Source organism: Kribbella kalugense, from assembly GCF_004365875.1.
Taxonomy (GTDB): Bacteria; Actinomycetota; Actinomycetes; order Propionibacteriales; family Kribbellaceae; genus Kribbella; species Kribbella kalugense.
On the sequence record NZ_SODF01000001.1, the window covers coordinates 1,348,236 to 1,367,447 of the forward strand.

The 19,212-nt window shown below is 67.6% G+C and carries 17 protein-coding genes; 7 read left to right on the forward strand and 10 right to left on the reverse strand.

Features of this window, described 5'->3' with window-relative positions; all coding sequences use genetic code 11:
* The first annotated feature begins 56 nt into the window (after positions 1-56).
* Entirely contained in the window at positions 57-1,499 is a 1,443-nt protein-coding gene (gene sepH, locus EV650_RS06320) for a septation protein SepH (RefSeq protein WP_134116266.1), read from the forward strand.
* A 280-nt stretch (positions 1,500-1,779) separates the two neighbouring features.
* A complete protein-coding gene (locus EV650_RS06325) occupies positions 1,780-2,187 on the forward strand; it encodes a hypothetical protein (RefSeq protein ID WP_134116268.1) in 408 nt (135 codons plus the stop codon).
* Between the two features lie 297 nt (positions 2,188-2,484).
* Here EV650_RS06325 and EV650_RS06330 read toward each other — a convergent pair whose 3' ends face one another.
* The gene (locus EV650_RS06330) at positions 2,485-2,886 is read right to left on the reverse strand and encodes a winged helix-turn-helix transcriptional regulator (RefSeq protein WP_134116270.1); all 402 of its coding nucleotides are present in this window, start codon (positions 2,884-2,886) and stop codon (positions 2,485-2,487) included.
* Between the two features lie 109 nt (positions 2,887-2,995).
* Here EV650_RS06330 and EV650_RS06335 point away from each other — a divergent pair, with 109 nt between their 5' ends.
* Positions 2,996-3,793 carry an NAD(P)H-binding protein gene (locus tag EV650_RS06335; RefSeq protein ID WP_134116272.1) on the forward strand — a complete coding sequence of 266 codons (798 nt, stop codon included), beginning with the start codon at positions 2,996-2,998 and terminating at the stop codon, positions 3,791-3,793.
* Here the strand turns inward: EV650_RS06335 and EV650_RS06340 are convergent.
* Positions 3,765-4,340, reverse strand: a complete 576-nt coding sequence (locus EV650_RS06340; protein ID WP_134116274.1) for a TetR/AcrR family transcriptional regulator — start codon at positions 4,338-4,340, stop codon at positions 3,765-3,767. The genes EV650_RS06335 and EV650_RS06340 overlap by 29 nt on opposite strands.
* 92 nt (positions 4,341-4,432) lie before the next feature.
* On the opposite strand from EV650_RS06340, the gene EV650_RS06345 reads away from it, so the two are divergent.
* The 3 genes from EV650_RS06345 (at position 4,433) to EV650_RS06355 (ending at position 10,782) form a co-directional block, all read left to right on the forward strand.
* The gene (locus EV650_RS06345) at positions 4,433-5,806 is read left to right on the forward strand and encodes an MDR family MFS transporter (protein ID WP_134116276.1); all 1,374 of its coding nucleotides are present in this window, start codon (positions 4,433-4,435) and stop codon (positions 5,804-5,806) included.
* A 76-nt stretch (positions 5,807-5,882) separates the two neighbouring features.
* Positions 5,883-9,689: a discoidin domain-containing protein gene (locus EV650_RS06350; RefSeq protein WP_134116278.1), complete on the forward strand. Its 3,807-nt coding sequence runs from the start codon at positions 5,883-5,885 to the stop codon at positions 9,687-9,689.
* A 7-nt stretch (positions 9,690-9,696) separates the two neighbouring features.
* Positions 9,697-10,782: a Gfo/Idh/MocA family protein gene (locus tag EV650_RS06355; protein WP_134116280.1), complete on the forward strand. Its 1,086-nt coding sequence runs from the start codon at positions 9,697-9,699 to the stop codon at positions 10,780-10,782.
* Here the strand turns inward: EV650_RS06355 and EV650_RS06360 are convergent.
* Genes EV650_RS06360 through EV650_RS06390 form a run of 7 tightly spaced genes read right to left on the reverse strand, consistent with a single transcriptional unit; the run spans position 10,779 to position 17,970 of the window.
* Complete coding sequence (locus EV650_RS06360) at positions 10,779-11,336, reverse strand: GNAT family N-acetyltransferase (protein WP_134116282.1); 558 nt, start codon at positions 11,334-11,336, stop codon at positions 10,779-10,781. The two genes, EV650_RS06355 and EV650_RS06360, sit on opposite strands and share 4 nt — an antisense overlap.
* Positions 11,333-12,595: an ROK family transcriptional regulator gene (locus EV650_RS06365; protein WP_134116284.1), complete on the reverse strand. Its 1,263-nt coding sequence runs from the start codon at positions 12,593-12,595 to the stop codon at positions 11,333-11,335. The genes EV650_RS06360 and EV650_RS06365 overlap by 4 nt, the downstream gene beginning before the upstream one ends.
* A gap of 56 nt (positions 12,596-12,651) precedes the next feature.
* Entirely contained in the window at positions 12,652-13,905 is a 1,254-nt protein-coding gene (locus EV650_RS06370) for an enolase C-terminal domain-like protein (RefSeq protein ID WP_134116286.1), read from the reverse strand.
* Positions 13,906-14,781 carry an NAD-dependent epimerase/dehydratase family protein gene (locus EV650_RS06375; protein WP_238174046.1) on the reverse strand — a complete coding sequence of 292 codons (876 nt, stop codon included), beginning with the start codon at positions 14,779-14,781 and terminating at the stop codon, positions 13,906-13,908.
* The gene (locus EV650_RS06380; RefSeq protein WP_134116288.1) at positions 14,778-15,662 is read right to left on the reverse strand and encodes a carbohydrate ABC transporter permease; all 885 of its coding nucleotides are present in this window, start codon (positions 15,660-15,662) and stop codon (positions 14,778-14,780) included. Before EV650_RS06380 ends, EV650_RS06375 begins: the two co-directional genes overlap by 4 nt.
* Complete coding sequence (locus EV650_RS06385; protein ID WP_134116291.1) at positions 15,659-16,573, reverse strand: carbohydrate ABC transporter permease; 915 nt, start codon at positions 16,571-16,573, stop codon at positions 15,659-15,661. Before EV650_RS06385 ends, EV650_RS06380 begins: the two co-directional genes overlap by 4 nt.
* A gap of 5 nt (positions 16,574-16,578) precedes the next feature.
* On the reverse strand, positions 16,579-17,970 hold the full coding sequence (locus EV650_RS06390; protein ID WP_134116293.1) for an ABC transporter substrate-binding protein: 1,392 nt from the start codon (positions 17,968-17,970) through the stop codon (positions 16,579-16,581).
* A gap of 187 nt (positions 17,971-18,157) precedes the next feature.
* Between EV650_RS06390 and EV650_RS06395 the strand changes: the two genes are divergently transcribed.
* Positions 18,158-18,529 (forward strand): VOC family protein, encoded by a 372-nt coding sequence (locus EV650_RS06395; protein ID WP_134116295.1) that lies wholly within the window; start codon positions 18,158-18,160, stop codon positions 18,527-18,529.
* On the opposite strand, the gene EV650_RS06400 is transcribed toward EV650_RS06395, so the two are convergent.
* The gene (locus tag EV650_RS06400) at positions 18,523-19,137 is read right to left on the reverse strand and encodes a TetR/AcrR family transcriptional regulator (protein ID WP_134116297.1); all 615 of its coding nucleotides are present in this window, start codon (positions 19,135-19,137) and stop codon (positions 18,523-18,525) included. The two genes, EV650_RS06395 and EV650_RS06400, sit on opposite strands and share 7 nt — an antisense overlap.
* Positions 19,138-19,212: the final 75 nt, after the last annotated feature.

Below are 19,212 nucleotides of genomic sequence, written 5' to 3' on the forward strand. Positions count from 1 at the left end.
GGTCAGGCCCAGCGTCCGGGAGAGACTGTCTAGAACCGCACAGGAGAACAAGGTCAATGCGCGAGGCGAGGCTCGTCGGTCTGAGCCAGGATGGGAAACAACTCATCGTGGCGCTGGCAGAGACGGGTGAGGAGTTCGCCGTACCGGTCGACGACCGGTTGCGTGCGGCCCTCCGCGGCGACCGTGCCCGACTCGGCCAGCTGGAGATTCAAATGGAGAGCGCGCTGCGCCCACGAGACATCCAGGCTCGTATCCGCGCCGGCGAAAGTCCCGAGGCAGTCGCTGCCATCGCCCAGATGCCGATGGAACGCGTGATGGCGTTCGCCGGCCCGGTCCTGGCCGAGCGGGACCACATCGCCAGCCTTGCGCAGCGTGCATCGGTACGACGTCGTGGCGGAGGCGACGCCCCGACGCGGAACCTCGGCGCCTGGGTGACCGACCGGCTGCGCACGCGTCAGGTCGACCCGGCGTCGGCCGAGTGGGACGCGTGGCGTCGCGAGGACGGACGTTGGGCGGTTCGCGTCTCCTACTTCGTCGAGTCCGAGGACGAGGCGGAGCAGAAGGAAGAGAAGATCGCGATGTTCGCGTACGACGCCCCGGGGCGGTACGCGGTGCCGGACGACGACGAGTCGCGCTGGCTGGTCGGCGAGCAGGCACAGGTGATCGCGACGCCGACGCAGCCGCAGCCTGGTGAGCGGCGGCTGGCCGCTGTCGCGGACATCGACCCGTTGCTGGCGCCCGACCACGGCGCCGACAGCTACGAGGCCGGCTTCGAAGACACCGTCGGCCTGCGCCGCCGGAACCACCCGGCTTCACGCGACGACGCCTACGACCAGACAAGAGAAACCGGCCGCGACGGTCGCGACTCCCGAGACTTCGGCCGCGATGCGCGAGGTGGCAGGGAGGACGGTCGCGACTCCCGAGACTTCGGCCGCGATGCGCGGGGCGGTCGCGAGGACGGTCGTGATGCGCGTGGAGGACGGGAGTCGTGGGACGACGGTCGGGAGTCCGGTGACTCTCGGCGTGACGGGTCGCGGGAGTCGGCCCGGCAGCCGGAGCGCGGTCCGCGGCGCGTGCACTCGGTCCCGAACCCGGACGAGGAGCCGACCCTGATCGACGTACCCGTCGACCAGCCCCCGGCACCCCGCCCCGCAGTACGCGCCGTCGAGCGCCCCGCCGACCCACCAGCTTTCGCCTCCCCCGCCGCAGACGACCGCCCCGCCGAGCGCCCTGCGGCTACTACGGAAGCTCGCCGACCAGAGCCGGCTCCTGAGCCCGAGCCGACCGCTGCACCGGCAGCTGCGTCGACGTCCGCACCGACTGCCAAGTCGGCGCCTCGCGCCATGCCTGAGCCTGCTCGCGAAGAGGCCGTCGACAAGCCGGCCGAGGACGCCGAGCCAACCGGCACGGAAGAGCCGAAGAAGAAGCCGGCCAAACGAGGCAAGCGCGCCAGCGTCCCCAGCTGGGACGAGATCATGTTCGGCAAAAAGGCCGACTGAACCCCGGTCCATCACCGCCCGCGGCACTCGGCCGCGGGTTGGTTGCCTGCGGTCCATGACCGCCCAGCGGCTCTCGGCCGCGGGTTAGTTGACGTATCGCGGACAGTTGTCCCATATTGCGGACCGTGTTTGCCGGTGGCCCGGGACTGCTGCCATGATCTTCGGCATGCAGATGCTGTGTTGTTGTTGCTGTCGTCGCTGACGCGCGCCGAGTTCGGCGCACGAGGCCCTGCCCCTTTCCGTGGCCCGCCCGCCGACACAGCACTCACAGGAACTTCGCATGAATCTCCCGGCTCTCGCCGACCTGCTCGCGTCTCGTGGTCTCCGGCTCCTCCCCGGTTCGCACGCCGTACCGGTCGAGCTGCTCGTACAGTTGCCTGACGCAACGATCGTCCAGTTCACCGCCCGCGGTACGACGCTCCGCCTGCGCACCTACTCCCCCGACGCACTGACCACGATCACCATCCCCGCCGAATGCGGTTGCGGCGACCACCACCCCCAAACCGGCCCGTCCCGCGTCACCCTCAGCAGGTACGCCGTACCCGTGGAAGAGCGCACCCTCGACGGCGAACTCCTCTACGGCTGGACCCACCACGAAGCCGGCCACCTCCGCCTTCCCGAAGCCACCCCCCACTTCTTCACCCTCCTACAAACCCTGACAACCCGCGAACTCGTCGGCGTCGCCTGAAACACCAGCGGACTACACCGCGTCGTCCGACGTCCCGCGGATCCGCCGCACCAACGAACGCGCCCGCGACTCCCCGTCGTACCCCGTCACCAGCCGCCGCCCGGCATCTCCCAACCCCATCGCGGCCCGTCCGTCTCAGGGGTTAACCCCCGAGTTGGACGGTTACCCCGTCGGAATGCCAGGGGGCAACCGACCATCTCAGGGGTCAACCCCGCAGACGTACCGAGGTTGGAGCCCGTCGGGTTGGGCGCGGGTTCGCGTCCGTCGGGTCGGGCGGCTGCCGTAGTTCGACGGATGTCAGGGGCGGCGGTGGGCGGGTTGGGTGGTGTCGAAGTGGTGGCGGGCTTTTTCGACTTCGGCGAGGTTGGGGGACCATTGGGCGAGGGAGTGGAAGAGGGGTGCGAGGCTTCGGCCTAGCGGGCTGATTTCGTACTCGACGCGAGGTGGGACTTCGGCGTGGTACTCGCGGACCACCAGGCCGTCGCGTTCCAGTTGGCGTAGGCGTTGGGTCAGGACCTTCGGGGTGATCACGCCGATGCGGCGCTCGAGCTCGACGAAGCGCTGGCGGCCGTACTCGTTCAGCGTCCACAGGATCGGCGTCGTCCAGCGGCTGAAGACCAGGTCCACCACCGGAGCAATCGGGCACGCCTGCACCGAGTCGACGGCCGCACCAACAGGAGAGTCAACAGCAGCATCCATCCCGACACCGACCCCTGCATCTACAGCTGTGGTCTCGCTCACAAATCTGCCTTTCGCCCAGTACTTTCCTCTAGGTACCTACTATCCCACGACAACTAGCGTCATCGACATGATCGTGATCACCGGAGCAACCGGCAACGTAGGCACCCCACTCGTCCAGACCCTCACCGCGGCCGGCGAAGACGTCGTACCTGTCTCGCGGAGCGGCGAAGGGCATCAAGCCGACCTGACCAAACCCGAAACCCTCAAGCCCGCGCTCGACGGCGCGAAGGCGGTCTTCCTGCTCACCTCCGCCGACTTCCTTGCCGGCGGCAACCTTCACGACGTCGTCGACGTGATCAAGGCGGCCGGCGTACCCCGCGTCGTCCTGCTCTCGTCGCAAGGCGTCGGTACGAAGCGCCACCCGTCCATCCACGAGGACGCGGTCACCCAGTCCGGGCTCGACTGGACGATCCTTCGTCCCGGCAACTTCGCCAGCAACGCGTTCCAGTGGGCCGACTCCATCCGGACCGACCGCACGATGGCCGCACCCTTCGCGGACGTCGCGCTGCCGGCCGTCGACCCGAACGACATCGCCGAGGTCGCCGCGGCCGCTCTCCGCGACCCGAGCCACACCGGCGCCATCTACACGCTGACCGGACCGGCCGCGATCTCACCGCGTCAGCAAGCCGACGTGATCGGGACGGTCATCGGGGAGCCGGTGCAGTTCACCGAGCTCAGTCGGGATCAGGCGCAGGCCCGGATGCTGCAGTTCATGCCCGAGCCAGTCGTCGAGGCCACACTCGACGTCCTCGGTACGCCGTCCGCCGGCGAGCAGCTGGTCAACCCCGACGTACCGAATGTCCTCGGTCGGCCAGCGTCGACGTTCGCGGACTGGGTCACTCGGAACGTTCACGCGTTCCGCTGACCAACGGCAGGAAGACGTCGTCGACGAGCGACGTGAGCGTCGAAGGGGCCACCGGTTCCCCGGCGAACAGCATCTCGTGACGCAGCAGGTTGGTGGCAGCGGTGAGGACCCGATCGGGTACGTCGGCCGTCGGGATCTCACCGCGCTCCGCCGCCCGCTTCACGATGGTCGCCATCACGCCCGCCATCCGCGTGTAGACCTCCGGATCCAGATCCGGCGCCTCCGCCAGCAGTCCGTGCACGACCTCGGGCCCGAGCGTCTCGAACCGGTCGGCCATCCGCTGCAGTACGGCGAGCACGTCGGCCCGCAGACTCCCGGTGTCGGGCACGTTCCCGACGATCGAGCCGGTGCGGTGCCGCATCGCCGCGACCACCAGCTCCGCCCGATTGCGCCACCGCCGGTACAGCACCTGCTTGCCGGTGTGCGCCCGGGCAGCGACCGCTTCCATCGTCAGCCGCGTGTAGCCGGTCTCCATCAACTCGTCCCAGGCGGCATCGAGCAGGACCGCTTCGAGCTCCGCGCCCCGCCGGCGTTGTGCCTGCTCCATGAACGACTCCTCAAAAGAGACCTTGCGTCTCTTAACGGTCCGAGCTTACTATCAATCCGTAAGAGACGCATCGTCTCTAAGGAGCCGCTCGGATGACCACACCAACCACTACCGCCCGCCTCGACCGCGGGGTTCTGACCCTTGCCGCCGTACTGATCGTCGGCGCTATGGCCCCGTTGCTCGACAGCACGATCGTCACGGTCGCGATCCACACCCTCGGCGTCGAGCTGCACACTTCGGTGTCCACCGTTCAATGGGTCAGTACGGCGTACCTGCTGGCGCTCGCGATGGCCGTACCGATCACCGGTTGGTCGGCGAACCGCTTCGGCGCCAAACGGATGTGGATCATCGCGCTCGCATTGTTCCTCGTCGGTTCGATGCTGTGCGGCGTCGCCTGGAACATCGGCTCGTTGATCGCGTTCCGCACGATCCAGGGCATCGGCGGCGGGCTGATGCTGCCGATCATGCAGACCCTGCTGCTCCGCGCGGCCGGCCGTGATCGCATCGGCCGGCTGATGTCCGTCGTGACCTTGCCCATCGTGCTCGGCCCGATTCTCGGTCCGGTGATCGGCGGCGTACTGGTCGGGCATCTCGACTGGCGCTGGATCTTCTACGTCAATGTGCCGATCTGCATCGCCGCGATCGTTCTCGCCGTCCGCGCGCTCAAACCCGATCCCGAGCCGACCGCGGCAGCCCTCGACGTCACCGGCCTGCTGCTCATCTCCCCCGCCCTCGCCGGCATGATCTACGGCCTCAGTCAGGTCGGCAACAGCGGCGGATTCGGCCACGCTGCCGTCCTGATCCCGCTCGTCCTCGGCGTCGTGCTCCTGATCGCCTTCGTACTGCGACGCACCGCCGAACCGCTCATCGACCTGGCCCTCTTCCGTACGAAGTCCTTCACCGCATCGATCGCGCTGATGTTCCTCACCGGCTTCGGCCTGTACGGCGCGATGCTGCTCCTCCCGCTCTTCTACCAACAGGCCCGCGGCCAAACTGTCACCGCCGCCGGCCTCCTGCTGGTCCCCCAAGGCGTCGGCAGCCTCATCGCTCGAGCAGCCGGCGGACTGACGGACCGGATCGGCGCGCGACCGGTCGTCCTGGCCGGCATCGCTCTCACGACGATCGGCACGATCCCGTTCGCCTTCACCCACACGTCGTACGTCGTACTTGCCATCGCGCTCGTCATCCGCGGCGCCGGGCTCAGCGCGGTCAACCTGGCGGTCATGGTCGGTGCCTTCCGTGACCTCGAGCCGGTACAGATCCCGCACGCGAGCAGCACGACCCGGATCATGCAGCAGCTCGGCGGTGCGTTCGGGGCTGCGACGCTCGCTGTGGTCGTGCAGAGTCAGCTCACCGGACACCCGGCGTCGACGGCCTACGCGCACAGCTTCCTCTGGGCCATCGGCTTCACCGTGATTGCCGCCGTACCAGCGCTTTTGCTGCCGAAGCGCCGGGCTCTTGAATAAGTAACACGCTTGGTTTAACTTATCCGCGCAGCGGCAGTCGCCGTGTACTTCCGGTCCGCCACCTGGAGGTTCCAGCATGCTCAGACATGTCCTCGCGCGGTTTCTTCCCGCCGTGCTTCTCACCTCAGTGTTCGCCGTACCCACGGCGCACGCCGCCACCATGTATCCCAGCGGGGTCGGCGCCGATCTCGGCCCGACCCTGACCACCCTCGGCGTGCAGCCCGCCGCCGGTGACGACCCGGCCGGGCTTCGCACCGGCACCGAGCAAGGCCGCACGTACTGGCAGACGAACCGGGCCGCCGGCACCGGCTACCTCGAGTTCGACGTCGACCACGACTACGTGGACGAGATCGGCACCGACGATGTCCTGGTGACGGTGACCTATCTCGACAGCGGCTCCGGCACGCTCGACCTCCAGTACGACGCCAAGGCCAACCCGCAGCAAGACGCCACCGACGTCCAGCTGACGAACTCCGGACAGTGGAAGACCGGCGTCTTCTCGTTGACCGACATCGAGTTCACCAACCGCCTCGGCGACGCCGACGTCCGCGTCTTCGGTGGCACCACCGACATCACGATCGCCAGCCTGCGGATCAGTACGGCGGGAGCGTCGGTCCAGCTCGGCGCCGCCCCGGTGGAGAGCGGCATCAGCCCGCGAGCGGGTGACGATGCGTCGCACCTGATCACCGGAGTACAGGACGGTCGCCCGTACTGGCAGACCGACCGGACCGCGCCGTCGCCGGGGACGAACTTCTTCTACATGAACGTCGCCGACACGTACCTGTACGACAACCACAGCCTCGCGCTGGTCAGCATCGACTACTTCGACGCGGGCAACGGCCAGTTCGGCCTGCACTACGACTCCCCCGGCGACACGATCCCGGACAAGTTCAAGAACTCCGAGGTCGTCCAGTACGGCGACACCAAGACCTGGAAGACGTACACCTTCGCCCTGCCGGACGCGGTGATGACGAACCGCTCGAACGGCGGCGACTTCCGCATCCACAACGGCGACGGCTCGGCCGACCTCAAGGTGGCCGCGGTCCGGGTCGCCAAGGTCGCGACCACCCTCGACGTCACCGAAGGCCTCGTCGACCTGATCGGCCAGGCGACCCGCGCGGAGAAGGCAGCCCGGGAGGGCACCCGCGACGGGCAATACCCGGCTGGCAGCCGCGCCATCCTGCAGACCGCGATCGACGACGCTCAGGCGATCGCGTCCACTCCGGGCGTCACCGACGTACAGGTCAAAGCAGCGCTCCAGACCCTGCAAGCCAAGCTCGACGCCTTCACCGCGTCCGTCGTCGACACCAACTTCGCCGGCAGCGGTACGGCGTCCGCGAGCAGTGGGACCGGCGCCGCGAACGTGAACGACAACAACCACGACACGGCCTGGACCAGTGGACCCGGTGACGCGTGGCTGCAGCTCGACCAGGGCAAGCCGCGGCCGGTGAACGACGTACAGGTCGAATGGGCGCAGTCCTACTCCCCTGACTACACCGTGCAGGTCTCGAACGACGGCACGAAGTTCACCACCGTCGGCCGGACCGGATCGCCAGGTGCTAATCAGTTCAGCCGGACCCGGTTCGCGACCACGAGCGCTCGCTACGTGCGAGTCGCGATGACCGGCGCCGACTCGTTCATCGTCAAGGAGCTCCAGCTCCGGCTCACGCCTGTCGTCACGCCGAAACCGAAGCTCGTGCAGACCAGCAACCCGACCGAGGACGGCGTCGTCGCCGACTTCGACGCCACGCAGTACGGCGCCGACCGCACCGGCAAACGGGACTCCACCAAGGCCATCCAGCAGGCGATCTACGCCTGCCAGGACGCCGGCGGCGGCACCGTCTGGCTGCCGGCCGGCCAGTACAAGGTGACCGACACCATCGAGGTCCACGCGTTCTGCAGCCTCCGCGGTGATCACGGACAGAAGCTCGGATCGGGAACGGTGATCATCGCCGATCTCGCCTCCGGGGACGACGGCCCGAGCCTGTTCCGGATCGGCGGCAGCGCCGGCGTCCTCGGCGTCACGACGTACTACCCGAACCAGAGCGCGACGAACCCGGTGCCGTACAACTACACCTTCGAGATCCCCGGCGGCGCCTGGATCGGCAACGAGAACTACATGATGTCGACCGTCTCCGACGTCACCATGCTGAACTCGTACCGCGGGATCGGCGTCAGCACGATGCCGAACGACCACGGCAACGCCCCGAGCTCCGGCCAGGTGCACGAGTCGACCACGATCCGCAACGTGCAAGGTACGGCGCTGTTCGAAGGCGCCCGTGCATACAACGGAGCCGACGTCGGCACCTGGGAGAACGTTGCCTTCAGCAACTCCTACTGGTCGTCCGCACCCAAGGCCTTCAAACCGCCGTCGCGGCAAGCCCTGGACACCTGGACCCGCACCCACGGCACCGGCCTCGTCCTCGGCGACCTCGAGTGGGACCAGTTCTACCGGATCGCGCTGTCCGACTACTCGGTCGGCATCCACGTGGTCGCGGGTCAGCGGGCCCAGTTCACCGGCAGCTTCCTCGAGCCCGACGTACGCCGGACCGGCACCGGCCTGCTCGTCGACGTGATGGACGACCGGTGGGGTCTGACCCTGGCCGGCGGTCACCTCGATGGCGGGATCACCAACAACTCGCAGGGGTACGTCAAGATCACCGGAACCGAGGTCACGGGCGCCATGTCCGGGATCATCCACCAGATGTCCGGCACGGCGCCGACGTACAACCAGAAGCCGCTGCCCAAGCCCGTCCAGAAGCTGTACGTCGTGGACGCGCCGCACGGAGTCGGATACCTGCCGACGGCGGACGCGACCCGGTCAGTACAGAAGGTGCTCGACCGAGCGGGCCGTGAGGGCGGTGGCATCGTCTACCTGCCCGCCGGCTGGTACCGGATCACCACGCACCTGAGCGTCCCGGCGAAGGTCGAGCTGCGCGGCGCGTCCGCCGTACCGAACCGGGACGAGGGCGGCGACAGCGGCGGGACGGTCCTGCAGGCGTTCGAACGGAACACCGACACGGCCCTGATCACGCTCAAGAGCCAGGCCGGCGTCCGCGGGCTCCGGATCTTCTACCCGGAGAACAACCCGAGCAAGGCCGAGGGTCTCGTGCCCTACCCGTACGCGATCCGCGGTCACGCCGGCGGTAACTACGTGATCAACGCCGGCTTCCCGAACGCCTGGAACGGGATCGACCTCAGCGGCGACAACGTCGTCGTCCGCAAGATCGCCGGCGCGTTCTTCGACCACGCGATCTCGATCGGAGCCGGTCGCAACGGCCGGGTCGAGGGCGTGCTCTCGAACGGGAACGCCGTCACCCGGGTCGGGTACCAGCAGCCGTACTGGATGAACGAGGGTGACATCTTCACGCTCGTCATCGACAAGTACATGCGCAAGACGGCCAAGATCGTCACCGTCGACGGCGCTCGCGGGCTGACACTGCTCGACGTGTTCGCGTACGGCTTCCACGACGGGCTGGTGGTGAACTCGGGTCAGGTCGACGCGTTCAACCTCGGCACCGACAACCTCGGCACCGACGGGCACACCGTGCAGGTGGTCAGCGGGGACGTCGAGGCGACGAACCTCGCCCGCTACAACGGCGCCACGCTCAGCGGCCCGGCCACGTTGCACAACGTGATGGTGATCAACGTCGTCCAGCGCACCATCAAGGTGCAGGCCAACGGGAACGGCACCGTGAAGATCGTTGGAAACGAGTCCGAACCGGGTACGTACGAAGTCGGCGCGCAGGTCACCGTGACGGCGGCGCCCTCATCGGATAGCGTTTTCCAGAGTTGGACCGTGGACGGGACCGTGGTGTCGACAACGCCGTCGTACACCTTCACCGTCAGCACGGACCAGGTTCTGACCGCGAACTTCCAGTAGGAGCGAGATGGCTGACACACAACAGCAGGTCGCGATCGTGGGCTGCGGCATCATCGGCCGGACCCACGCCAAGACCATCGCGGAACGGCCGGACGCGATCGTCACCGCGCTCGTCGACGGTGACGCCGCCGCCCGGGAGGCACTGCGGGCGCAACTCACCGAGGCCGGGCAGCCGGAGCCGAAGGTGTACGACGACCTGACCGCGGCGCTGAGTGGGTCGGACGTCACGCTGGTCGCGATCTGCACGCCGAGCGGCACGCACGCCGCGCTGGCCGAGGAGGCGCTGAACGAGAAGAAGCACGTCGTCATCGAGAAACCGCTCGACGTCGACCTGGTCCGGGCCCGCCGCCTCGGCGCGGCGGCCGCCCGGGCCGCGAGCCACGGGGTGGTGTCGTCGGTGATCAGTCAGCACCGGTTCGACCACGGCAGCGCCGTGGTGAAACAGGCGATCGACGCCGGCCGGTTCGGTCAGCTGACGTCGTCGGTCGCGACGGTCGCCTGGTGGCGGAGCGACGAGTACTACGCGTCGGCCGGCTGGCGCGGGACGTGGGCGCAGGACGGCGGTGGCGCGCTGATGAACCAAGGTGTGCATACCGTCGACCTGATGTTGTGGTTCATGGGCCGCCCGGTCAGCATCCAGGCGCAGGCGTTGCGGGCGGCACACCATGCGATCGAGGTCGAGGACACGGTGGTCGCGACGCTCACCTTCGAGAACGGCGCCGTCGGGACACTGCATGCGACGACGGCGGCGTTCCCTGGTGGGCGTACGCGGGTGTCGGTCCACGGCACCGAGGGTGGCGCCGAGGTGGAGGACGACCGTCTCCGCCGGCTCAACGTGGACGGCTCGAAGGACGATGCCCCGACCGACGGCGAGCCTGGCGGCCACGAAGCGCAGTACGACGACATCCTCAAGGCGATCGCGGCCGGCAACGCGCCGGCGATCACGGTGCAGGATGCCATCGACGCTCTCGCCACTGTCCGGGCCGTCTACATCGCCTCGACGCTGCAGCGTCCGGTGAAGTTCGTCGACGTCCTGGAAGGCAGGTACGACGACGTGGACGTGTCGCGAGGTGTCGGCCTGCCGCCGAACTAGGCGCCGGGCTCGCGGTTGTTGAGGATGCGCTGGTAGAGGTTGCAGTCCTCCCACTTGCCTCCGATGTGGAGGTAGGTGGGAGCGAATCCGATCTGCTCGAAGTCGGTGCGCTGGAGGACGCGTTGCGATGCGACGTTGTTCGTCAGCGTGCTGGCTTCGATGCGGTGCAGCTTCAACTGCTTGTCGGCGATCTCCGCGACCGCTTCGACGGCGAGGGTCGCCAGGCCGCGGCCGATGGCGTTGACGCCGACCCAGTAGCCGACGCTCGCGCTACGGAACGGTCCTGGCACCAGATCGCTCAAGGTGATCGCGCCGACGATCCGGTCGCCCTCGGCCAGTACCCACGGCACGACCAGGCCGTTCTTGTGCCGCTCGAGTTGATAGACGAGCCGCTCGGCCTGACCGGCCGGCGTGAACCATTTGTCCGCCCGCTCGGGCTCCCAGGGCGCCAGATGTTCCCGGCTCTCGATCTGCGCATCGGCCAGCGCGGGTGCGTCGTCGAGGGTTGCGATCCTGAGTTGTACGTCGGAAGTCAGCGAGCGGGCATCGATCACTTCGGCAGCCTACGTGCCTGGCTGGAGCCGGACACGCGAGGGGTGAACGCATCGTGGAAGATCGTCGAGGCCGCCCCGACCGCGGCCGCATCGGTCTGCAACATCGACTCCTCGACCGCGACCGGCCGGGTCTCCCGGGCCACTGGATGAGCGTTGACGGCCCGCCCGATCTCGGTCAGGAAGATCTCCGAGATCTCCTTCATGTACGCCGGCCCGCCGAGCACGACGAGGTCGATGTCGAGCAGATCCACCAGCCCGACCGCACCCTGACCGACCACTCGCGCCACCTGCGTGACCGCCTTGACCGCGGCCTCGTCCCCGTCGGCGGCCGCCTTGCAGACCGCCTTGTACCGCTTGGCCTCATCGGTCGCGCCCGGATCGGTCTCGACGTACCCGAACTCGGCCGCGATCACCGGCATCGACGCCGTCGGGTTGCACTCAGGCACCATCCGGGGACCGTCCTCCGGGTCCCACTCCCCCATCCGCAGTGCCGCGATCTGGCCGAACTCTCCTGCATTCGCCGAGCCACCGCGGTAGATCGACCCGTTCAGGATCAGCCCGCTGCCGACGCCCGTACCGAGGTAGAGATAGGCGAAGTCACGTGCGCGCGCCGACCGCCCGATCCAGCGCTCTCCGATCGCTGCCGCCGTACCGTCCTTCTCGACCAGGACCGGATGATTCAGGCGCTCTTGCAACAGCTTGCGGATCTTCAGCCCTCGCCAGGCCGGCTGCAGCGGAAGCGCGAGCAGCGATCCGTCCGTGTCGATCGGCCCTGGTACGGCGACGCCGACACCGAGCACCGACTCCGGATCGACCTGGCTGATGCTCAGCGCCGCACTCACCGTCGCCGCACTCAGGTCGACAAGCTTGCCGCCCTCCAGGCCGTCGGCGAGGTCGACGGTCTCACGACGGACGATCGTCCCGTCCAGGTCGACGACCGCGACCGTCAGCAGCTCCGGGTCGATGTGGATCCCGACCGCGTGCGCGGCCTTCGACCGCAACCGAACCGGCGTCCGCGGCTTGCCGAGCCGTTCGGCGCGCTCCTGCGCCTCCTCCACCAGCAGACCTTGCTGGAGGAGGATGCGCAGGATCCGCGACACCGACTGCTGGGTGAGACCGGTCCGCTGGGAGATCTCGGTCCGGCTGATGATGCCGGCCAGCCGGATCGTCTCGATGATCACAGCCTCGTTGAACGAACCCAGGTCGTACTGGTTCGCACCCGCTCGCCGCAGGTCCAGCCCGTCAACCGTATCGCTCATCTCCACCTCCCCGTCTCATCCCGATTAGCCGCGATCGTACTGCGCACTGTCCGTATTTACGGCGCTTCGAGCGCACCGTCGATGCGCCGTACCCCGGCCGCCCACTCGTCGTGGCCGGACAGTTGCGCCGGATAACGAGCGGCCGCGTCCAGATCGAGGTCGATACCCCAGCCCGGGGCCTCGTTCGGGCGCAGCCAGCCGTCCTCGATCCGCAGCGTTCCGGGGAACACCTCGTGCGTCGCCTCGTCGTAGATATGGCCCTCTTGGATGCCGAAGGCAACAGAACTCACGTCCAGCGCGACGTTCGCCGCGGCCCCGATCGGCGACGTGTCGCCGGGTCCGTGCCAGGCGGTGCGTACGCCGGAGATCTCGGCGAGATCGGCCAGCTTCCGGGCCGGCGTCAGGCCGCCGATGTCGGAGACATGCGAGCGGATGAAGTCCACGCCGCCGTCCCGGATCAGCCGAACGGCGTCGCCGAACGAGGTCGTCAGCTCACCGACGGCCAGCGGCACCGGCGAGGCGGCCCGCACCTCGGGCAGCCGGTCCCACAGCTCGGGCGCGAGCACGTCCTCGAGGAAGAGCAGCCGGTACGGCTCCAGCGAACGAGCCAGCAGCACCGCTTCCTTCGGGGTCAACCGCGAGTGCACGTCGTGCAGCAGCTCGATGTTGTCCGGCAGCGCGTGCCGGGCCTCCGCGAACAGCTCAGGCGTGGTGCGCAGATAGTCCCGCGCCGACCAGCCGTTGTGGTACGGCGCGTCCGGATAGAGAGTCGGCACCCGCGGAGCGCCGTACCCGCCGCCGCCCGGCGTGGACATCTGGAGCCGGATGTGCCGCCAGCCCTGCGCGATCAGCTTCTGGGCGTGGTCGAGGGTGTCCTCGATCGTCTTGCCGCTGGCGTGGATATAGGTGTCGGCAGCCGCGCGGACCTTGCCGCCGAGCAGCTCGTACACGGGCATGCCGGCGCGCTTGCCGGCGATGTCCCACAGCGCCTGGTCGATGCCGGAGATCGCGTTGTTGGTGACCGGTCCGCCTCGCCAGTAGCCGGAGTACCCGGCCAGTCGAGTCAAGTCGCCGATGTCACCCGGGTAGCGGCCGACGAGCAGCCGGGACAGGTGCTCGTCGACGAACGTCTGCACCGCCTTCCAGCGCTGGGTGAAGGTGGCGCAGCCGAGCCCGTACAGGCCCGGCTCGGTGGTGTCGATCTTCACGACCACCAGCGGGATGCCTTGCGGCGCCGTGACGATCGCCTTCACCTCACGGATCCGGATGTCGTCGCGGGCCGGCCACGGTTGGTCGAAGTTCGAGGGCATTCAAAGCTCCAGAGGAAGGGTGGGTAGGTCGAGTTCGTGCTTGGCCTCGAAGCCGAGCACGGTCCGGACCGCGGTCAGGTCGATCGGCACCTCGCGGCCGATGAACCGGCGCGACCGCGGCACGTCCGGTGCGAACACGTCGAGCAGGTCCTCGGTCGCGTACGGCGCCGTGGTGGTGCCCGCGGCAACGAAGAAGGCGTGCGCCCCGGACAACGAAGCGGTCAGCCCGAGCTCGACGGCGTACGCCGCGTCCCGGGTGTCGAGGTAGCTCCAGGCTTCCCGCAGTCCGCTGCGCGGGTTCGCCCGGACGTGCGCGGACATCCGTTCCAGGACGTCCGGTGAGTTCACGTGCGGGTACCGGAAGGCGACCACGTCGATCCCCCACCGGCGCCAGGCCATCCGCGCGGTGTTCTCGTCGTTCTGCTTGGACAGCGAGTACCAGTCGCCGACGTCGCTCGGCGCCTTCTCGTCCCAGGGGAAGTACGGCTGCCGGATCTCGTGCGGGTTGAACGGGACCCCGGTCGCGTTGATGCTGCTCGCGATCACGGCCCGGTCGATGCCGAGGGCACCGGCCTGCGCGAGCACGTTGAACGTCGACACCACATTGATGCTGTAGACGTCGTACGGCGAACCTGCCGACGGATGCGCGAGTGCTGCCAGGTGGACGACGTACTCCGCACCCTCGAGGGCGCGGGCCACGTCGGACTCCGAGCGAGTGTCGCCGATCAGCACCCGGTCTGCTTTCAGCTCCGGGTGCTCGACGTTCGACAGGGCGGTCACCTTGGCACCCAGGTCGTTCAGGTGCTCAACCGTGACCAGCCCGATCCGGCCGGCGGCCCCCGTGACCAGCACCCGCCGACCGTTCAGTTCACTCACTCTTTGATTCCTCCCGCCATCCCCACACCACGCAGGAACTGTTTCTGGAACAACAAGAACAAGATCACAGGTATCAGAACCGCGAGGAACAGGGCACTCATCTGCAGCGAGATCTCAGTGGTCTTCTGCACCCTTGGCAGGGCGACCGAGATCGGTTGCAGGGTCGGGTCGGGCAGCACGAGCAGCGGCCAGAGGTAGTCCTTCCACGAACCGATGACGGTCAGTAGTGCGACGACTCCGACGATCGGTTTGGACAAGGGCAGGATCAGCGCGGTGAACAGCCTAAGGTTGCTCGCCCCGTCGATCCGGGCTGCCTCGATCAGCTCGCGCGGGATCGAGTCGAAGTACCGCTTCATCACCAGCACGTTGAACGCGCCGGCCGCCGACGGCAGCCAGACCGCCCAGAACGTGTTCTGCAGGCTGATCCCGAGCAGCGGCATCTTCAGCACCGTCATGTACAGCGGCACCAGTGAGATGACGCCGGGCAGGAACAGCGTCGCGAGTACGGCGCCGGTGACGATCGGACCCCATTTGGGCCGCAGGATGCTGAGGACGAACGCTCCCGTCGTACACACGAACAGCGTCGAGATCATCGAGCCGATCGCGATGAACGCCGTGTTGCCCAGGTACGCGCCGATCTGCACGCGGTTCCAGGCGTCGGGGATGTTCTTCAGCTGAATGCCCGACGGCCACAGCTGCATCGGGCCGCTCAGGATGTCCTGGCTGGTGGAGACACCGGACTTGAGCAGCCAGAGCAGTGGACCGACGCCGGCGATCGCGACCGCGATGAAGATCAGCACCTGGATCGCCGCCAGGCCGTAACGGATCACGCCGCGCTGCCGGTCGGCTGTGGAGATGATTCCGCGTTCCGAAGTGCTCATGTGGTACTCCAGCGGCGAGTGACGAAGTGGTAGACGACCGACAGTGCACACAGGACCCCGGCGAGCAGCACGCTGAGTGCGGTCGCGGCACCGAAGTCTCCGTTGACGAACGCGTACCGGTAGATCAGCAGCAGGACGGTCATGGTCGCGTTGTTCGGACCTCCGCCGGTGAACAGGAACGGCTCGGTGAAGACCTGGAACGTCCCGATCAGCTGCAGCAGCATCATGATCAGGATGATTCCGCGGATCTGCGGGAGGGTTACGTGCCAGACCCGGCTCCAGATCCCGGCCCCGTCCAGCTCGGCCGCCTCGTACAACTCCGTGCGTACGCCGGTCAGCGCCGCCAGGTAGATGATCGAGGTGGCGCCCGCGCCGGCCCAGGTCGCCTCGAGCACGATCGCCGGCATCGCCAGGGTCTGCGAGTTCAGCCACGCGAACGGGCCGATCCCGAACCAGCCGAGGATCGAGTTGAAGACTCCCGACCCACTCGGGTCGTAGAAGAACGTCCACAACAGGATCGCGGCCACCGGCGGTACGACGGCCGGCAGGTACGAGAGCACGTTGTACAGCCAGCCGGTCTTCCGCAGCTCGCTGATGAACACGGCCAGGAACAACGGCACCGGGAAACCGAAGATCAGTGCCAGGAAAGCGAAGTACAGCGTGTTGAGAGCCGCCTGCGGGAGTTGCGGGTCGGTCAGCACGTAGCTGAAGTTCGACCAGCCGACCCACTCGGCCGGGGTGACCAGGTTGTTCTTCTGGAAGCTGAGCACCAGCCCGCGGATGATCGGGCCCCAGGAGAAGTACAGGAAGATCAGTACCAGGGGCAGGGCGAAGAGGATGGCGCTCAGCCCGCCGGAGCGATACCAGGTGATAACGCTCCGGCCGGACTTTTGCGTTCGTTGCTGGAACATGGCGGCTACCGGGCGAGGCGTGCGTCGATCTTCGAGGCGGTGTCGCTCAGAAGTTTGTCGATGTCCGCATCCTTCTTGGTCAGCACCTGCTGGACCACCGGGTCGAGCAGCGAGTAGACCTCCTGGCCCTTGTTCGACGGCTCAGGCAGCAGCTTCAGCGACGTGGTCGAGTCGGTGTAGCCCTGGAACTGCTTGACCGGGACGTTCACGTACGGCTCACGCCACTTGTTGAACTGGTCGAACGTCGCCTGGCTCAACGGGGAGATGCTGGGGCGGCCGACGAAGCCCTTGTCCGCGATCGTGTTCTTGGCGTCCTGCACCGCGACCGACTCGGTCGTGTACTTGTCGAACTGGTCGAACTTGATCCACTTCAGCGCCGCGACGACCTCGTTCTTGGTCGCCTTCGGGCTGATCATCTTCAGCGAGCCACCGGTCAGCGTGCCGTACGGGCCGCCGTCCTGCGGCAGCGCGCCCTCACCGAAGTCGGCGGGCTTCATGCCGAACTGCTTCACGCTCATGTCGTAGGCGTCCGGCGCCTGCAGGACCATGCCGATCTTGCCGGCCGCGAAGTCCTGGCGGACCTCCTCCTGGTTGTACAGGAAGCGGCTGCCCATCGAGTTGTCGGTCCAGCGCATGTCCTTGAGCAGCTGCAGCGCCTTCTTGGTCGGCGCGTCGTTGAACGTCGACTTCTTGCCGTCCGCGCTCTCGACCGTGCCGCCCATGCTGTAGGTCATCGTGGTCAGCATCCAGCCACCGGTGTTGTTGGTGGTCAGCTGCGAGTACCCGGCCTTGCCGGTCTTGTCGTGGATCTGCTTCGCGTACTGACGAACCTCGTCCCACGTTGTCGGCGGCTTGTCAGGGTCCAGACCGGCCTCGGTGAACAGCTTGCGGTTGTAGGCGATGCCGACCGAGAACACGTCGATCGGTACGCCGTAGATCCGGCCGTTGGCGTCCTGGACGATCTTGAGGACGTTCGGGTTCAGGTCCTTGGTCAGGTCGACCAGCTTCAGCTCGTCGGTGATGTCCGGCAGCTGCTTGTTCGGGATCATGTTGGCCGGCTCGGTGAAGCTGATGTTCATCACCGTCGGCAGCGTGCCGCCGGCCACCTGAGCCTGGAAGGTCTGCGCCTGCCAGCTGGTCTCGGTCGACTTCACCGTGATGTTCGGGTTCTTCGCGGTGAAGTCCTTGACCTTCTGGTTGAACGCCTTCAGGTCGTTCGGCTTGTCGGGGGTCGGACGGTCCCCGATCGTGATCGTGACCGGCGCGTTCTGGTCGATACCACCGCCGGCACCACCGGACGACGACGGCGTCGTCCCCTTCGCACAGCCGGCAACCAGCATCAGGCCGGTCACACCGAGGGCAGTCCCGTACCGGGCCCACCTGCTCACACTCGTCATCGGAACTCCTCAGGTTTCCGGATGCCGCCGATGTGCTCTGAGCCACACACCGGCCAGGTCCCGAGTAAGTTAAACCAAGCGTGTTACTAACTCAAGACCTCGCCCAAGACTTTTGGGGTAACGCTTTCGCTACATGTCGATCCGGCTTGTGGCGCTCCGACGTACCCGCTGACGAAAGGAGACACAGATGGCTAACCAGGTTGTGCACTTCGAGATCATCGGTACCACCCCGGCCCGCCTGCGCGAGTACTACGGCGAACTCTTCGGCTGGACCTTCGACGTCGGCGACACCGTGTCCGGGGCGGTGTCCGAGCCGGGCGAGTACGGCTTCGTCCCCGACTCCGTCGCCGGACTCAACGGCGGAATCGGCGGCGGACCGTCGCTGCAGCCCAAGTTGCTGTTCTACGTCGGTGTCGACGACGTAGAAGCCGCGCTGGTTGAAGCCGAGGCCCTCGGCGGGCACCGAGTCTTCGGCCCAGACGGCGTACCCGGCAAGCTGGTCGTCGGCCAGTTCACCGACCCGGAAGGCAACTTAATCGGCCTCGCCGGGCCTCAGTAGCGCTGCAGCACCAGGCGTTCGGCGGCGGTGACCATGAGGTCCGCGACCTCGTCGGCAGGCAGGCCGCGTCCTGTGTAGAGCTGGTCGAAGAACTCGAAACCGGTGACTGCCCACAAGAGGTGCGTCGCCTCCGCGGCGGTGATGCCTGGAGCGAGCACGTCCTGTTTGGCGAGGCGTTCGGCGTGCCAGGCGAGGCCGGCGGCACGGTCGGAACCCATCCGCTCCACCACGCCGCCGACGGCCTGCGGATCCAGCGCTGCCATCGAGTAGAGCGCGCGCAGGACCGGCCGGTGCTCGGCGAAGAGCGGGACCGAGGCGCGGATCGAATGCAGCAGGCCTCGACGGGCGTCCGCTTCCCCGTCCGCCGGACGGTCGAATCCGCCGCGGCGGCGCAGGTCGTCGCCGAGTGCGTCGAAGAGACCGGCACGGGAGCCGAAGACCAGGTAGACCGTTGATCGCGACACCTGCGCCATCGCAGCGATCCGCTCGACGCTGACCGGCTCGGCCGGCTCCTCGCGCAGCCGCTGGTACACCGCGTCCAGGATCCGGCGGCGGGTCTGCTCGGCGGCGTCCGCGCGCAGCCGCTGATCGTACTTCCGGGTCGCCATAAGCCCAGATCCTACATTTCGCTTGACAGCCCGTCCATTGAAACCACAGCATGTCCATCGAAAGACACCCTGTCC

What these genes read in the sequence shown, in the direction of transcription:
- EV650_RS06400 (WP_134116297.1), bottom strand. Translation starts at nt 19,137, where the DNA reads ATGGCGACCCGGAAGTACGATCAGCGGCTGCGCGCGGACGCCGCCGAG.
- EV650_RS06325 (WP_134116268.1), top strand. Translation starts at nt 1,780, where the DNA reads ATGAATCTCCCGGCTCTCGCCGACCTGCTCGCGTCTCGTGGTCTCCGG.
- EV650_RS06365 (WP_134116284.1), bottom strand. Translation starts at nt 12,595, where the DNA reads ATGAGCGATACGGTTGACGGGCTGGACCTGCGGCGAGCGGGTGCGAAC.
- EV650_RS06340 (WP_134116274.1), bottom strand. Translation starts at nt 4,340, where the DNA reads ATGGAGCAGGCACAACGCCGGCGGGGCGCGGAGCTCGAAGCGGTCCTG.
- EV650_RS06355 (WP_134116280.1), top strand. Translation starts at nt 9,697, where the DNA reads ATGGCTGACACACAACAGCAGGTCGCGATCGTGGGCTGCGGCATCATC.
- EV650_RS06370 (WP_134116286.1), bottom strand. Translation starts at nt 13,905, where the DNA reads ATGCCCTCGAACTTCGACCAACCGTGGCCGGCCCGCGACGACATCCGG.
- EV650_RS06385 (WP_134116291.1), bottom strand. Translation starts at nt 16,573, where the DNA reads ATGTTCCAGCAACGAACGCAAAAGTCCGGCCGGAGCGTTATCACCTGG.
- EV650_RS06390 (WP_134116293.1), bottom strand. Translation starts at nt 17,970, where the DNA reads ATGACGAGTGTGAGCAGGTGGGCCCGGTACGGGACTGCCCTCGGTGTG.
- EV650_RS06330 (WP_134116270.1), bottom strand. Translation starts at nt 2,886, where the DNA reads ATGGATGCTGCTGTTGACTCTCCTGTTGGTGCGGCCGTCGACTCGGTG.
- EV650_RS06350 (WP_134116278.1), top strand. Translation starts at nt 5,883, where the DNA reads ATGCTCAGACATGTCCTCGCGCGGTTTCTTCCCGCCGTGCTTCTCACC.
- EV650_RS06380 (WP_134116288.1), bottom strand. Translation starts at nt 15,662, where the DNA reads ATGAGCACTTCGGAACGCGGAATCATCTCCACAGCCGACCGGCAGCGC.
- sepH (WP_134116266.1), top strand. Translation starts at nt 57, where the DNA reads ATGCGCGAGGCGAGGCTCGTCGGTCTGAGCCAGGATGGGAAACAACTC.
- EV650_RS06395 (WP_134116295.1), top strand. Translation starts at nt 18,158, where the DNA reads ATGGCTAACCAGGTTGTGCACTTCGAGATCATCGGTACCACCCCGGCC.
- EV650_RS06345 (WP_134116276.1), top strand. Translation starts at nt 4,433, where the DNA reads ATGACCACACCAACCACTACCGCCCGCCTCGACCGCGGGGTTCTGACC.
- EV650_RS06335 (WP_134116272.1), top strand. Translation starts at nt 2,996, where the DNA reads ATGATCGTGATCACCGGAGCAACCGGCAACGTAGGCACCCCACTCGTC.